This is a genomic window from Streptomyces argenteolus (assembly GCF_042902585.1).
In the GTDB taxonomy this organism is placed as follows: domain Bacteria; phylum Actinomycetota; class Actinomycetes; order Streptomycetales; family Streptomycetaceae; genus Streptomyces; species Streptomyces argenteolus.
Genome location: NZ_JBIBEG010000002.1, coordinates 34,804 through 48,568, shown reverse-complemented (window position 1 = coordinate 48,568; position 13,765 = coordinate 34,804). Strand labels below are relative to the sequence as shown.

Genomic DNA, 13,765 nt, shown 5'->3' with positions numbered 1-13,765 from the left:
TCGCGATCGGGCCGCCCTACCTCGTGTTTCCCCCGAATGCCACGTCCGGCGTAACCAAGTCACTCCATCGGCCGTTTGCGGGCCACCTGCCCGCCCGCGAGCGAACCCCTGGATGTGTTGTGCCCCGGTTCAGTGTCATCGTGCCCGCGTACCGGGTCCAGGCGTATCTGCACGCGTGTCTCGACTCCGTGCTGAACCAGTCGTTCAAGGACTACGAGATCATCGTGGTCGACGACTGCTCACCGGACGCCTGCGGCCCGATCGCCGACGAGTACGCCGTCCGCGACCCCCGGGTCGGCGTCGTCCATCTGCCCGTCAACTCCGGTCTCGGACCTGCCCGGAACGCCGGCATGGCCAGGGCGACCGGAGACTACCTGCTGTTCCTCGACGGCGACGACACCCTCACCCCGGAGGCGCTCCAGGCCGTCGCCGACCGGCTGGACGCCACCGGCGGCCCCGACGTCCTGGTCTACGACTACGCCCGTACGTACTGGTCGGGCGAGAGCGTGCGCAACGTCTTCGCCCACCACCTCGCCGAGACCGGCCCGCCCTCGTTCCGGCTGGCGGACCGCCCGGAGCTGCTCAAGGTCCTGATGGTCGTCTGGAACAAGGCCTACCGCCGCGAGTTCGTCGAGGCCGAGGGCTTCACCTTCGCCCCCGGCTACTACGAGGACACCCCCTGGACCTACCCCGTGCTGATGGCCGCGGGGTCGATCGCCGTCCTGGACAGGGTCTGCGTCGGCTACCGCCAGCGCCGCCGGGGCAACATCCTCTCCACCACCACCCACCGGCACTTCGACGTCTTCGACCAGTACGACCGCGTCTTCGCCTTCATCGACGCGCGCCCCGAGCTCGCCTCCTGGCGGCCGGTGATGTTCCGCCGCATGCTCGACCACTTCTCGACCCTCTACACCTCCCGGGGCCGGCTGCCGCGCGGCACCCGCGCCCGGTTCTTCCGCATGGCGCGCGCCCACTGCCGCCGCTACCGCACGCCCGGCGCCCCGGTGCCCCGCCGCGCCCGGCTGCGGCACGCCCTCTTCCGGCTGGGGGCCCACCGCACCTACCGCGCGCTGTGGGCGGCACAGCGGCTGCGCGGCCGGCTGGGACGTCTGGCCGCCACCGCGCACCGGGCGGCACGCGGCGCGGCGCTCCAGCTGCACTACCGCGTCCAGCTGCGGCTCCCCCTGCGCCCGGGCGACGCGGTGTTCGCCGCCTACTGGCACCGCGGCTACACCTGCAGCCCCGCCGCGCTGGAGGCGACCGCCAGGGCCCTCGTCCCGGGGCTGCGCACCTCCTGGATCTGCCGCCCCGAGGACGCCCGTACGGTGCCGGACGCGACCCGTGTGCTGCACCCCGGCACGGCCGCCTACTGGACGGCGCTGGCACGCTCCAAGTTCCTCGTGAACAACGTCAACTTCGACCGCAGACTCGTGAAGAGACGCGGGCAGATCCTGCTCCAGACCCACCACGGCACCCCTCTGAAGACGATGGGCACCGATCTCGTGCACCGCCCGGCGGCGGCCGGCTCCATCGACTTCGAGCAGCTGCTGCGCAACGTCGACAAGTGGGACTTCTCGCTCTCCGCCAACCAGCACTCGACGCTCGTCTGGGAACGCACCTACCCCTCGGGCTACACCACGCTGGAGTACGGCAGCCCGCGCAACGACGTCTTCCACCGCACCGGCCCCGAGGAGACCGCCAGGCTGCGCGAGCTCCTGGGCGTCCCGGCCGGCAGCACCGCCCTGCTGTACGCCCCGACGCTCCGCGACTACCGGCGCACCCAGCACCACTCCCTGGACCTGGAGCAGCTCGTCCGGGTCCTGGGCCCGCACTACGTGGTCCTGACCCGCTCCCACTATCTGGAGGCGACGTCCCACGGCGCCCCCGGGCACACCGCGCACCCCCGGATCATCGACGTCAGCGCCCACCCGTCCGTCGAGGAGCTCTGCCTCGCGTCGGACGGCCTGATCACGGACTACTCCTCGCTGATGTTCGACTACGTCAACCTCGACCGTCCGGTCGTCCTGTACCTGGAGGACGCACAGGCGTACGAGGCGACGCGTGGCACGTACTTCGATCCGGCCGCGTTCCCGCCCGGGGCGGTCGCCCGCGATCAGGAGGAGCTGCACGAGATCTTCACCACCGACCACTGGCGCGGGCCGCGTTCCACGCAGCGCCGGGCCGCCTTCCGGGCGCGCTTCTGTCCGTACGACGACGGGCACGCGTCGGAGCGGGTGGTGCGCCGGGTCTTCCTGAACGACACCTCGGGGCTGCCGGTGCCCACCCCGGTGACGGGCCGGGGACCGAGCGGGGTGCCCCGGCAGGTGCCGGTACGGGAGTACACCAACGGCTGAGGCCCGCGGCCCCGGGCGCCGCGGCGTCCGGGGCCGCGAGGGTGCCCGGGGCCGCGGTGCTCTCGGCCAGGGACCCTCAGCGCTCCAGGAACGCGAAGAGCTCTTCCCAGCGGCGCATGATCTCCGCCTCGGAGAACCGCTGGACGTTGGTACGCGCCCGGTCCCCCATGGCGTCCCGCATCCGGGGGTTGCCGCTGAGCCTCAGCAGCCGGTCGGCGAGCGCCCCGATGTCGCCCGCGGGCGCGAGGAGACCGTCCTCGCCGTCACGCACGATCTCGCGTACGCCCGGCGCGCAGTCGAACGCGGCGCACGGCAGGCCGCTCGCCATCGCCTCCATCAGCGCCAGCGGGAAGCCTTCCCCGCGCGAGGACTGGACGAAGACGGAGGAGGCGGCCAGCGCCCCCGGCACGTCGTCCGTGCGCCCCCGCCAGCCGACCGAGCCGTCCAGCCCCAGCCGGGTGCACTGGGCCCTGAGCTGCGCCTCGTCCTCACCCGTGCCGTGGATGTCCAGCCGCCAGCCGGGCCGTTGCGGAGCCACCAGAGCCCAGGTGTCCAGGAGCATGTCGATGCCCTTCTGGTCGGTGAGCCTGCCGACGCTCGCGACCGACTTCTCGCGGCGCGGGGAGGGCAGTTCCGGCAGCGCGGCCAGGGCGTTGGGCATGAAGCCGACGTTGTTCATCCCGTCACCCGCCCAGATGTCCGCGTCCTCCTCCGTCAGGACGAGCCAGCGGTCGAGCTGCGCGTAGTGGTTCTTGATCCAGCGGTAGCGGTGGCTCGCCCGCGAGTAGTCGTAGGACTCATGGCTCATCCCGATGACCCGCATCCCGCGGGTGTCCGCCTCGGTGACCCACTCCATCGCCCAGACCTGGCTGACGATCACCACCCCGCCGGGCCGGGCGTCGCGGAAGATCTCCGAGAGCCGCGCGACGGCGCACCGTTTCGCGGCGGCCCGGGCCGCCTCCTTCCTCCGTTCGGCGACGCGGAAGCGGTCCCTCAGCCCTTTCGGCGCCCACGGCGTCGGGGGATGCGCCGGGTAGAGCGCGGTGACGGGGTAACCGGGCGGGTCGGGCAGGGCCATCTTCCGCTCGGCCTCGTGGATGCCGACGGTGTGCACACGGTGGCCGGCCTCCTGGAACAGCTGGGCGGTCCGGTGCATCCAGCCCGTCACCCCGCCGAGTTCGTCGGTGCTGTTGGAGACGATGAACACGTCGCGGCTGCCGCTCATCGGCGGGCCTCCCCGGTGCGGGCGGAACGGGACGGGACGAGGTGGCGGGCGAAGACCGTGTCGACGACGGCGCGTGCCGCGTCCCCCCGGTCGAAGGCGCCGAACTCCGCGGCGAACGCCGCTCGCGCCTCCTGGTACCCGGCATCCGCGCTCTTCAGCCGGGCCAGCACGCCGAACAGCTCCTCCTCGGTCGTGGTCACCGGCCCTGGTGCCTTCTCCCGCAGGTCGAAGTAGCTGCCGCGCTCGGCGGCGTACGCGTCGAGGTCGGGCGCGAACAGCACGATCGGGCGGTCCAGGAGCGCGTAGTCGAACATGATCGACGAGTAGTCGGTGACCAGCACGTCGGCGAGTGCCAGCAGTTCGCTGACGTCGTGGTGGCGCGAGACGTCCACCACCGTCCCGGGCGGACAGGCGGGCAGGCTCGCCGCCTCCAGGTAGTGCGCCCGCACCAGCAGCGTGCAGGTGTCACCGAAGCGCTCCGCGAAGCGTGCCGCGTCCAGCAGGAGCCGCTGGCGCCTGCGCCTGCCCGGCCCGCCCCGGAAGGTCGGCGCGTACAGCACCACCGTGCGGTGGTCGGACAGCCCCAGCTCGGCCGCGAGCGGCGGACGCGGCAGGCGCCCCTCCGTCTCGTCCCTGACACGCGCCGCGACCAGCGCGTCGTTGCGCGGGTAGCCGGTGCGCAGCAGGCTCTCCTCGGGCAGCCGGTAGGCCCGGGCCAGGGTCGCCACGTCGTGCTCGGAGCGGACGAGGAAGTGGTCGAAGCGGCGTACGGCCTGCTGGAGCCGCTCCCGCTGCGGGGCGTTCTGGAGGCGCACCCGCGTCTCGTCGAAGCCCATGCGCTTGTACGCCGAGCCGTGCCAGGTCTGCAGGTAGGTGGTGCCGGACGGCTTGTCCAGGTGCTGGGGGAAGCCCTGGTTGTCGACCCAGTACTCCGCCCGGGCCAGGGCCCACAGATACCGCCAGGACCAGCGGCGCACGAGCCGGGCGTCCTTCGGGAAGCCCTCCGGGGAATCGGCGTACGCCCATACGGCGCGCAGCGGCAGCCCCCGCGCCCGCACCTCCTCGTGGACGGCCCGGGGGCTGTCGCCGTAGCAGGTGCCCATGTGGCTCTCGAAGACCACGGAGCCCTTGCGTACGGGGAGCCGGAGCAGCCACGTGGAGTAGACGGAGACCTTGAAGCCGCGGGCTTGCAGCCGGTCCCGGCGCTTGGCCAGGGCCCGCAGCAGGAGCCTGGCCCGGCGGGCGGGACGGAAGTGTGTGGCGTAGTGGACCAGGCGCCGGGCCGTGCGGGCGGGGCGGCGGCGCGCTTCCAGCCGCAGGGCCAGGTGGTCCCGGAGGGTGACGTAGGGCTGCCAGGTGTCCCCGGTCAGCCGCCCCAGCCGGGGCCGGGCCGGAGAGCCGTGCGCAGGGCCGACCAGGTCGTGGGCGGCGAAGAGATCGCTGACCGAGCGGGTCCGGCCGTCCTCCACCACCATCCGGGCGTCCCACACCGTGTCCCGGGGACCGAGGGCACGCAGCAGGCGGGTGAGGTCGGTGCGGGTGGACCAGGCGATCCCGGTGGCATCGGCCCTCAGCTCGTCGACGGGGGCACGGAAGGCGCGGGATCCGTCGCGTACGCGGAACTCCAGATGGGCCGTGAGGGGGCCGTCCGGGTCGGGCCCGGTGTGCGACGGCAGGACGAGCCGGCCCGCGAGCCGGACCCCGTGGCCGTCGGCCTCGTAGCGGGTGAGCCTGTTCATCAGCTTCAGCTCACCGAACGGGCGGTACTGGTGGCCGAGTTCCGTCACGTCCAGCACGGGATCGGGGCCCCCGGGCCAGTACACCCGCCCGTCGTCGCCCACGGAGAGGGGCGCGGTCACCGTGCCGCGCCTGCGCAGCGCGTAGGCCGCGGCCAGCACCCCCTCGGCGTCGCCCCGCTCCAGCAGCCGCACCCCGACCCGCTCGACGGGCGGGAGCGTGAGCAGGGCCCGGTCCGCCACGCAGCCGGGCAGCACCCGCGCGGCCGTCGCGGCGATCCGGCCGCGCTCGGCGGCGGGCAGGCACGGCCAGTCACGGACCAGGGGCACGAGGTGGTCGACGAGGAAGGCGCGGTCCCGCTCCTCGCGCACCTCGGCCAGCCCCTGCGCCACCAGCACATGGCAGACCCGCCGGTGCGCCTCCACGAGACCGGCCAGATCCCGCCCGGCGTCCGGCACGGCCCGGCCGTTGACGATCCGGCGGCGTACGAGCGCGATCCGGCCGACGACGGCGGCGGCCAGCGGCCCGAACAGGATCTCGCTGTGGGTGAGGTCCTCGTCGTAGCGCAGTCCGTGCCGCTCCACCGCCTGGCGCCGCAGGCAGAACCCGGTCACCAGGGCGTCGTGCACGGCGAGTTCGGGGGCCTCGGCGAACCGGGCGACGGTCCGGGAGCGGACGAACAGCGTGCGCTGCCAGGCGGGTTCGCGTTCCTTCGTGTCCTCACCGGTCAGCCGGGTCCAGCGCCCGGCGACCAGGTCGGCCCCGGTGCGCGCCCCGGCCTCCCAGAGGTTGCGGCAGGCGTGCGGATGGAGGCGTTCGCCCTCACCGAGCACGAGGACGTAGGTACCCCGTGCCGCGTCCGTACCCGCGTTGCGCAGGGCAGCCGCGGACCCGGATTCCGCGCCGGCGGCGAGGACCCGGACCCGGTCCGGGTCGCGCCCGGCCAGCGTCTCCGCCTCCGTCCGCAGCCCTCCGGGCACGCCGGCGGGCAGGACGACCAGGGCCTCGACGGAGCGCATGCTCTGGTCGAGCACGGACTCCACCGACGCCCGCAGGGCCTCCCGTCCGCCGTCCGGCGCGGTGATCACACAGCTGAAGTCGGGGGTGTTCATGCCTGGGCCCCCTTCAGCATCCGGTCCACGACCTGGGCCGCCGCCGTCCCGTCGTCGAGGTCGCAGAAGGTCTCCCGGAAGCGGGCGTAGGCCTCGCGGTGCCCCGCGGTCGCCGCGTCCGGGTCGCGCAGCGCCTCCACGACCCCTGCCGAGTCGGGGATCAGCGGGCCGGGTGCCTGGTTCTCGAAGTCGAAGCAGAAGCCGCGCAGGGTGTCGCGGTAGTGCTCCAGGTCGTACGTGTGGAAGAGCATCGGCCGGCCCGTCTGCGCGAAGTCGAACATCAGGGACGAGTAGTCCGTGACGAGCACATCGCTGATCAGCATCAGCTCGGCGACGTCGGGGTGGCGCGAGACGTCACGGACGAAGTCGCTCTCCGGGACGCTCCCGCCGACCAGGTAGTGACGGCGCACCAGCAGCACGTGGTCCTCACCCAGCGCCTCCCGGGCCTGTTCCAGGTCCAGCTGGAGATCGAGGCCGTACCGCCCGCTCTGCTTGGGCCGGTCCTCGCGCCACGTGGGGGCGTACAGGACGATCCGCTTGCCCTCCGGTACGCCGAGGGACTGCCGGACCGCGGCGGCGATCTTCGAACGGTCGGGGGCGTACAGCACGTCGTTGCGGGGATAGCCGCACTCCAGTACCTCGCCGGTGTGCCCGAAGGCGCGGCGCAGCACGGGCGTGGAGAAGCTGTTCGGCGAGACGAGCACGCTCCACTGGGCGGCGCGCCGGGGCATGGACGCCATGTACGCGGCGTCCGCGTACGCGGTGCCCTCCAGGTCCCGGCCGATGCGCTTGAGGGGGGTGCCGTGCCAGGTCTGCACGACGAACTGGCCCTCGGCGCGCTCGAACCACTCCGGCAGCTGGGTGTTGGTGACGATCCACCGGCTGCGGGCCAGCGCCTCGTGCCACTCGGCGCTGTGCAGGGCCACCGCGCGGACCCCCGCGGGCACGGCCGCCTGCTGGTCCCGCACCACCCAGAGGTGCTCGACATCGGTGTCGCGGCGGGCCAGTTCCTCGTGCACGGCCCGGGGTGAGTCCGAGTACTGCCGCCCGTCGAAGCTGGAGTACAGCACCGCGTCCCGGAGCTCCCGCCCGCGCGCGCCGGCGTACGCGGCGCGCAGCAGCCGCTGTCCGTACGGCCCGCGCTCGGCGAGCGGCAGGGCGCTGCCCGACTCCAGGCAGAGCCGGTCGTGGAAGCGCCGCTCCAGGGTGAAGCGGCGCCCGGCCGTCTCGCGGTGCAGCGGCAGTCCGGCGTGCAGCTGGGGCACCAGCCGCAGCGGCAGATAACGCTCCGGATCCGTCTCGCCCGGTGCGCGGAGGAAGGGGTACCACCGGCCCTCGGCGAGCGGGAGGGTGCCGCCCGCTCCGGGGACCGCGCCGGGGGCGAACTCCGTGCGGAACCTGTCCCCCACACGCTCCACGGCGACGGCGGTCTCCTCCTGGTGGCCGCTGTGCCGCAGGACCAGCTCGTCCGGGCGGTCCCGCCCGGCGGGGAAGGTCCACTCCAGGAGGAGGCGGTCCTCGTCCGTCCAGAAGGCGCGCGCGACGACGGGCGCCACGGCCCGGTCGACGAGCACCAGGTCACCCGAGGGGTTGGGGGCGGCGTACACCTCACGGCCGCCGGCCAGCGGATAGCGCCCCGCGTCCGTCTCCGGGCGGGCGGCGACCGTCAGCCTGCGCGCCCCGCCGACCAGCTGGACGCCCCAGTCGCCGTCGGCGCCCGCGAACGCCGCCAGCGGGACCTCGGCGAGGAGGGTCCGCCCGTCCGTGCTCCCGTCCGTGCCGCCCTCCGCGACCAGGGGCACGTCGCGGGTCGTCCGTGTACGCCACTCCTGGAGCCGCAGCGTCTTCGGAGTCTCCCCGCACAGCAGCCGCACCGCGATCCGGATGGCGTCCCCGCCCTCCGTGGGAGCGTGACCGGCCAGCACGGCGTCGATCCGTTCGGCGCGCAGCTCCAGCTTGTTGCCGGAGAGCAGCGGGACCACCCGGGTGCGCTCGTCGACGTACCGCACGGCGGGCGGAGCCGGATTGCCGAGCAGCCGCATCGGGCCCCGCCGGGGGCGGCCCGCCCCGGCCACGACGGATTCCAGCTTCCAGACGGTCCGGGCGCCGGGGGCGGCGTTCCGGACGGCGAGCCGGCGGGGGTCCACGACGGTCTCGAAACCGGACCGCTCGTAGCGGTGCAGCGAGCGGCCCGACCTGGCCGCCGCCTCGTCCGTCACCGTCCGCCGCAGCCGGAGCGGGAGCACCCGCCGGCCGGCCCTCAGCCAGCCGGCCCCGGCCGACCTGCCCGGAGCGTTGCGGACGTACGCGTACCCCTTGAGGTGCAGCAGCCCGTCCCGCCACACGGCCTCGGTGAGGTGCGCGTGCACGGGGAGGTCCTCGGCCGACAGGGCGGTGACCCGGCGCGGGAGCGGCCCCTCGATCCCCGGGTGGTGAGCACGGGGACGCAGCCTGCCACGCACGTGGAAGGTGTCGCGGTCGGTGGACTCGTGGGCCAGGAGGGCGAGCAGCTCCGCCAGCCTGCGCTCCCGGATGAGCTGCCACCGGACCCTCAGATGGAGCGGCAGCCCGTCCAGGACGGCCGGGTCGACCGTGTCGGCGAAGGCGTTGGCGTGGGTGAGGAAGGCCTCGTGAAAGCTCTCGTCGCCGTCCGGGAGCGCCTCGATGAAGAGCCACAGGTCACCGGAGAGCGCGTGCTCGTCGTAGCGCCGCTTCGCCTCCGTCATCCCCCGGTCCGCGAGGAAACGGCTGACGGTGGAGACCGCCGTCACCCGGTCGCGGATGCCCCGGGCCACCGCCCGCCGCGTCGTGATCGAGCCGTCGCGGTCCCGCCAGTGGTAGACCGGCGCCTCGACGACGTCCACCCCGCGGGCCAGGAAGTGGGCGGGCAGCACCACGGCGATGTCCTCGTACAGGACACCGGCCGGGAAGGCGAAGGCGTGCTCGTCCCAGAAGGACCTGCGGAACACCTTGTTGCACGCGATGCGGTCACCGAGCAGGATCCAGTCCCGGGTGACGTGCGTGGCCCTGCGCGGCCTCTCCATCGGTCTGCGGAACATCGGGGACTGTTCCAGGGCGCCCCCGGGCCGGAGCCTGAGCACGTTGCCGGTCGCGAAGTCCGAGCCCGATGCGTCCAGTTCACCGAGCATCCGGGCGAAGGCCGCCTCGGGGACGACGTCGTCGCTGTCCACGAAGGCGAGGAACTCGGCATCCGGATGGGCCTGCCCCGCACCGGCGTTGCGCGCGGCGCCGAGCCCGGCGTTCTTCTGCCGGATCAGCCGGAAGCGCGGGTCACGGCGGGCGAACTCCAGCGCCACATCGGCGCTGCCGTCCGTCGATCCGTCGTCGACCATCACGACTTCCAGGTCCCCCATGGTCTGTCCGGCGAGCGAGTCCAGGCACTCTCCTAGGTACTCCTCGACGTTGTAGAGCGGGACGACGACGGTGAGACGGGGTGCCATGGCTCTGCGCACGATCCTTCCGGACGGACTGACGGACTTCCTCTGTATGGAACGAGCCCCGTGCCGGGGAGGCACGGGGCTCATCAACGGGGGCCGCCCGCTCAGGGCTTGACGGCGATACGGCCCTCGTCCATGCGCAGCAGCAGGAGCCGTTCGCCGGTCTCCTCCAGGAACTCGTCGACGGCCTGACGTGAGCCCTGCCAGTACCCGTAGTCGTCGATCAGCAGCACCCCGCCGCTGACCAGACGGCCGTACAGGTGCTGGAGTTCGTGCTTGGTCGACGCGTACCAGTCGGTGTCCAGCCGAAGGATGGAGATCTGCTCCGGCGCCTGCTCCGGAACGGTGTCCTCGACCTTGCCCCGCACGTAGTGCACCCGGTCCTTCGGGTAGGGCACCTGCTCGAAACCGGCCTGTACGTCCTCCAGCGAGGCCACCGCCCAGATCGGCCGGTCCTTGGACTGGGCGTCCAGCAGTTCCCGGGCCGGCCTGCCGTCACGCCGCAGGTCCTCGGCGGTGGGCGGGGTCATGCCCTCGTACGTGTCGAAGAGGTACAGGTCACGGCTGGTCTCGCCGAGCGAGAGCAGCGTCTTCGCGCAGGCCTGCATGGAACCGCCGCGCCACACCCCGCACTCCACGATGTCCCCCGGGATGCCGTGCTTGACGACGTGCCGGGTCGCGAGCACGAAGGCGTTGAGCCGCTCGGGAGAGGTCATCGTGTACGGCTTGACCGCACGGATGATGTCCTTCGCCTCGTCGTCGTAGTCCACGGGGAGCTGCGGCGGCTTCTTCGCCGCGGCCGTCCGGGCGGCCGGCTTCGCGGCTGCGACGGGGACGGCGGCGGGGGCGGGCCGGGGAGCGGGCAGGGTCGCGCGCCTGAGCTGGTATCCGGTGAGTTGCTGAAGGACGCCGTTGACGGCGTTGCGCCAAGCCATGGGGCGGGACAGTACGCGCGTTATGCGGCTCATGTCATCTTTCGTCAACCTGTCGTTGATGGGGCCGTACGGGTGTCCGGACGCCCGCACCGCTCCCGGCCGTCCAGGGGGCGCGGCAGGGGCACCCGGTCCACCCCGCCGACCCGGTTGGCCCACCACACCGCCGTCTCCCGCACCGCGAACATGGTGAGCCGGGGATACCGCGCCGGCCTGCGGAAGACCCCGACGGAGTCGCCCCAGTAGGCGGCCTTGGCGTCGATGGACCGGTAGTCGTGCCAGATCCCCTTCGACGGCGGGAAGTCCGTGTACGCCTCGCGGAGTTCGAGTCCCGAGTGGGCGGCCATCGCACGGAACCCGTCGGGGTAGTAGCGCCAGCAGTCCTGGGCGTCGTGGACGTGGCCGCGCGAGGGAGCGGTGATGAAGGCGTGGCCGCCGGGCTTGAGGACGCGGGCGATCTCCATCATCGACACCCAGAAGAAGGGGATGTGTTCGAACGCCTGCCCGGACAGCACCACATCGGCGCTGCGGGACTTCGCGGGAATCCTGTAGGGCCGCTTCATCACGGCGTCGACGTTGGGGCCGTCGAGGACGTCCACCCCGAAGTAGTCGATGTCGTGGTCCGCGAGCAGGCCCCGGTGGGTGCGGGTCTGCTTCCCGGAGATCCGCGAACCGAGGTCCACCACACGGTGCCTGCGGGTCTTCGGCAGATACTCCTCGATGCAGAGCTGCATCTGCTCGTAGGCGGACCGGTGCATGAGTTTCTCCCGACGTTGCCGTGTGCGCGCGCTGTTGAGCACAACGACGGCGGGACACGGAAGGGGTCGGCCCCGTACGGGTGACCCCTGGTTCAGTCGGAGGACACGCCGAAGACCCGCCGCACCACGCGCTCCGCCGCGTGCCCGTCGTCGTACGGACAGAAGCGGGCGCGGAACGCGGCGCGCAGCGCCTCGGCCTCCGGCGCCCGCCACGCCCCGCTCAGCAGCACCTCACGCAGACCGGCCTCCGTCGTGGCGACCGCCCCCGGGGTGTCGCCCGGGCGGCCCGAGAGCAGGTCGACGTAGGTGCCGCGGGCCGCGCGGTAGGCCTCCCAGTCGGGCGCGTAGGTGATGACGGGCCGGTCCAGGCAGGCGTAGTCGAACATCAGGGAGGAGTAGTCGGTGATCAACGCGTCCGAGGCCAGGCAGAGTTCCTCGACACGCGGATGCCCGGTGACGTCGACGACCCGGTCCCCGGCCGCCGTGCCCGAGGAACGCCCGTAGAAGTAGTGGGCCCGCACCAGCAGCACCCAGTCCGGGCCGAGTTCGGCGGCGAGCCGGTCCAGGTCGAGCCGGGGGAGGAAGCCCGTGCGGTAGTCACGGTGGGTCGGCGCGTACAGCAGCACGGTCGCGCCGGGTGCGATGCCGAGTTCCGCCCTGACCTTCCCCGACAGCTCCGGGGTCGCGGAGCACAGGAGGTCGTTGCGGGGGTAGCCGTAGGGCAGTTGCTCGCATGAGGAGGGGTAGACCCGGTCCCAGATCTCGGTGCTGTGCGGGTTGGCGGAGAGGCTGAAGTCCCACTGGCCCGCATGGGCGGCGATCCGCTCGAAGCTGACACCGTTGGTGAGGGCCGGGTAGGGGCGCTGGTCCAGGCCCATGGTCTTGAGCGGTGTCCCGTGATGGGTCTGGAGGTAGACCTGGCCCGGCCGCTTGGTGAAACCGCCCGGAAAACTGGAGTTGTTGACGAGGTACGTCGCGGTGGCCATGGTCCGCCAGTAGGCGCGGGAGCCCTCGATGACATAAGGCACGTCCGGCGGCATCCGGTCACGGTGGCGGGAGGAGACGACCCACACACCGCGGATGTGCGGGACGAGCTCGCGGGCCTTGGCGTAGACGGCGGCGGGATTGCAGGCGACCCCGCGGTTCCAGTACGCCCCGTAGACCGCGAGACAGGGGTCCAGCGGGCGGTGCAGATCGGCGCGGTACGCGGCACGCATCACCTGGGCGCGCAGCGACTTCCGGCCCGCCCGCGCGGCGCTCCGCGCCCGCGCGCGCCCGGCGAGAGCGGCCCGCCGGGCGCGCTGCGCGGTGTAGCGGCCGGGCAGTCCGGCGGCGCGGAAGAAGGCGGCGCGGTCCCCGGGGGCGATCCGGCCGGGATCGTCGAGGACGGCCGTCAGATGGGCGCTGCGCACCGCGGTGACGCGCGGGTCGCCGCCCGTCTCGGCGGCCAGCCGCTCGTAGGCCTGGACGACGACGAAGTGCGCCCGGTCCCTGGCCGTGGCGGGCGCACCGGTGCCGCGCACGCGGTGGCGGACGCAGATCCGGTCGAGCGTGCCGAGGGTGCCCGCGTCAGCGGCGAGGAGCAGCGCGCGGTGGACGGGCACGACGTCGTCGTAGAGCCCCTCGGTGAAGCGGAGGGCGTGGGCCTCCCAGAAGGCCCGGCGGAAGATCTGGCTCCGGGCGTGCGGGAGGGCGTCGCCCTGCCGCGTCCGGTCCCACAGGTCGATCCGGTCGTGGCCGAGGCGCAGCACGTCGGGTGTGCCGGGGGCCTCGGCGGGTGGGCCTGCCGGGTCGGATCTGCCGGGAGCGTGGGGTGTCAGGCACGCGGCGATCTCCGCTGCCGCTCCTGGCAGCAGCAGGTCCTGCCCGTCGAGGAAGAGCAGATAGCTCCCCCGCGCCGCGCTCGCTCCCGCGTTGCGGGCTGCGCCCCTCTCCCAGGGCCGGTCCAGCGGCAGCACCTGGACCCGGGGGTCCCGCTCCGCGAACTCCCGCGCGATGCCGAGTTCCAGGCCCCCGCCGGGCGCGGTGACGACGATCAGCTCGCAGTCCCCCGCATCCGCCTGTCCCGTCACCGACTCCAGGGCCGCCCTGAGGTACCCCTGAACACGGTGGGCTGTCACGACGACACTGAGGAGCATGGCAGCCGAGCGTAGTGCGGACGGCACGGACCGCCCTACGCGTCTTCACCC

The 13,765-nt window shown here is 73.2% G+C and carries 7 protein-coding genes; 1 reads left to right on the top strand and 6 read right to left on the bottom strand.

Going from position 1 to position 13,765, the window contains the following annotated elements; all coding sequences use genetic code 11:
• Positions 1-119: 119 nt before the first annotated feature.
• Complete coding sequence (locus ACFY8O_RS06830; RefSeq protein WP_387899708.1) at positions 120-2,354, top strand: bifunctional glycosyltransferase/CDP-glycerol:glycerophosphate glycerophosphotransferase; 2,235 nt, start codon at positions 120-122, stop codon at positions 2,352-2,354.
• 76 nt (positions 2,355-2,430) lie between these two features.
• On the opposite strand, the gene ACFY8O_RS06825 is transcribed toward ACFY8O_RS06830, so the two are convergent.
• The 6 genes from ACFY8O_RS06825 to ACFY8O_RS06800 all read right to left on the bottom strand — a co-directional run bounded on the left by ACFY8O_RS06825 (position 2,431) and on the right by ACFY8O_RS06800 (position 13,714).
• A complete protein-coding gene (locus ACFY8O_RS06825; RefSeq protein ID WP_387899706.1) occupies positions 2,431-3,579 on the bottom strand; it encodes a glycosyltransferase in 1,149 nt (382 codons plus the stop codon).
• Positions 3,576-6,428 carry a bifunctional glycosyltransferase/CDP-glycerol:glycerophosphate glycerophosphotransferase gene (locus ACFY8O_RS06820; protein WP_387899705.1) on the bottom strand — a complete coding sequence of 951 codons (2,853 nt, stop codon included), beginning with the start codon at positions 6,426-6,428 and terminating at the stop codon, positions 3,576-3,578. The genes ACFY8O_RS06825 and ACFY8O_RS06820 overlap by 4 nt, the downstream gene beginning before the upstream one ends.
• Positions 6,425-9,889 (bottom strand): bifunctional glycosyltransferase/CDP-glycerol:glycerophosphate glycerophosphotransferase, encoded by a 3,465-nt coding sequence (locus ACFY8O_RS06815; RefSeq protein WP_387899703.1) that lies wholly within the window; start codon positions 9,887-9,889, stop codon positions 6,425-6,427. Before ACFY8O_RS06815 ends, ACFY8O_RS06820 begins: the two co-directional genes overlap by 4 nt.
• 101 nt (positions 9,890-9,990) lie before the next feature.
• A complete protein-coding gene (locus ACFY8O_RS06810) occupies positions 9,991-10,854 on the bottom strand; it encodes a TylF/MycF/NovP-related O-methyltransferase (protein WP_387899701.1) in 864 nt (287 codons plus the stop codon).
• An 11-nt stretch (positions 10,855-10,865) separates the two neighbouring features.
• Complete coding sequence (locus tag ACFY8O_RS06805) at positions 10,866-11,576, bottom strand: methyltransferase domain-containing protein (RefSeq protein ID WP_145801181.1); 711 nt, start codon at positions 11,574-11,576, stop codon at positions 10,866-10,868.
• A gap of 92 nt (positions 11,577-11,668) precedes the next feature.
• Positions 11,669-13,714 carry a bifunctional glycosyltransferase/CDP-glycerol:glycerophosphate glycerophosphotransferase gene (locus tag ACFY8O_RS06800; RefSeq protein WP_387899699.1) on the bottom strand — a complete coding sequence of 682 codons (2,046 nt, stop codon included), beginning with the start codon at positions 13,712-13,714 and terminating at the stop codon, positions 11,669-11,671.
• Positions 13,715-13,765 lie beyond the last annotated feature (51 nt).

Coding starts and splice junctions, on each gene's coding strand:
- ACFY8O_RS06815 (WP_387899703.1), bottom strand. CDS start 9,889: ATGGCACCCCGTCTCACCGTCGTCGTCCCGCTCTACAACGTCGAGGAG.
- ACFY8O_RS06800 (WP_387899699.1), bottom strand. CDS start 13,714: ATGCTCCTCAGTGTCGTCGTGACAGCCCACCGTGTTCAGGGGTACCTC.
- ACFY8O_RS06805 (WP_145801181.1), bottom strand. CDS start 11,576: ATGCACCGGTCCGCCTACGAGCAGATGCAGCTCTGCATCGAGGAGTAT.
- ACFY8O_RS06810 (WP_387899701.1), bottom strand. CDS start 10,854: ATGAGCCGCATAACGCGCGTACTGTCCCGCCCCATGGCTTGGCGCAAC.
- ACFY8O_RS06820 (WP_387899705.1), bottom strand. CDS start 6,428: ATGAACACCCCCGACTTCAGCTGTGTGATCACCGCGCCGGACGGCGGA.
- ACFY8O_RS06825 (WP_387899706.1), bottom strand. CDS start 3,579: ATGAGCGGCAGCCGCGACGTGTTCATCGTCTCCAACAGCACCGACGAA.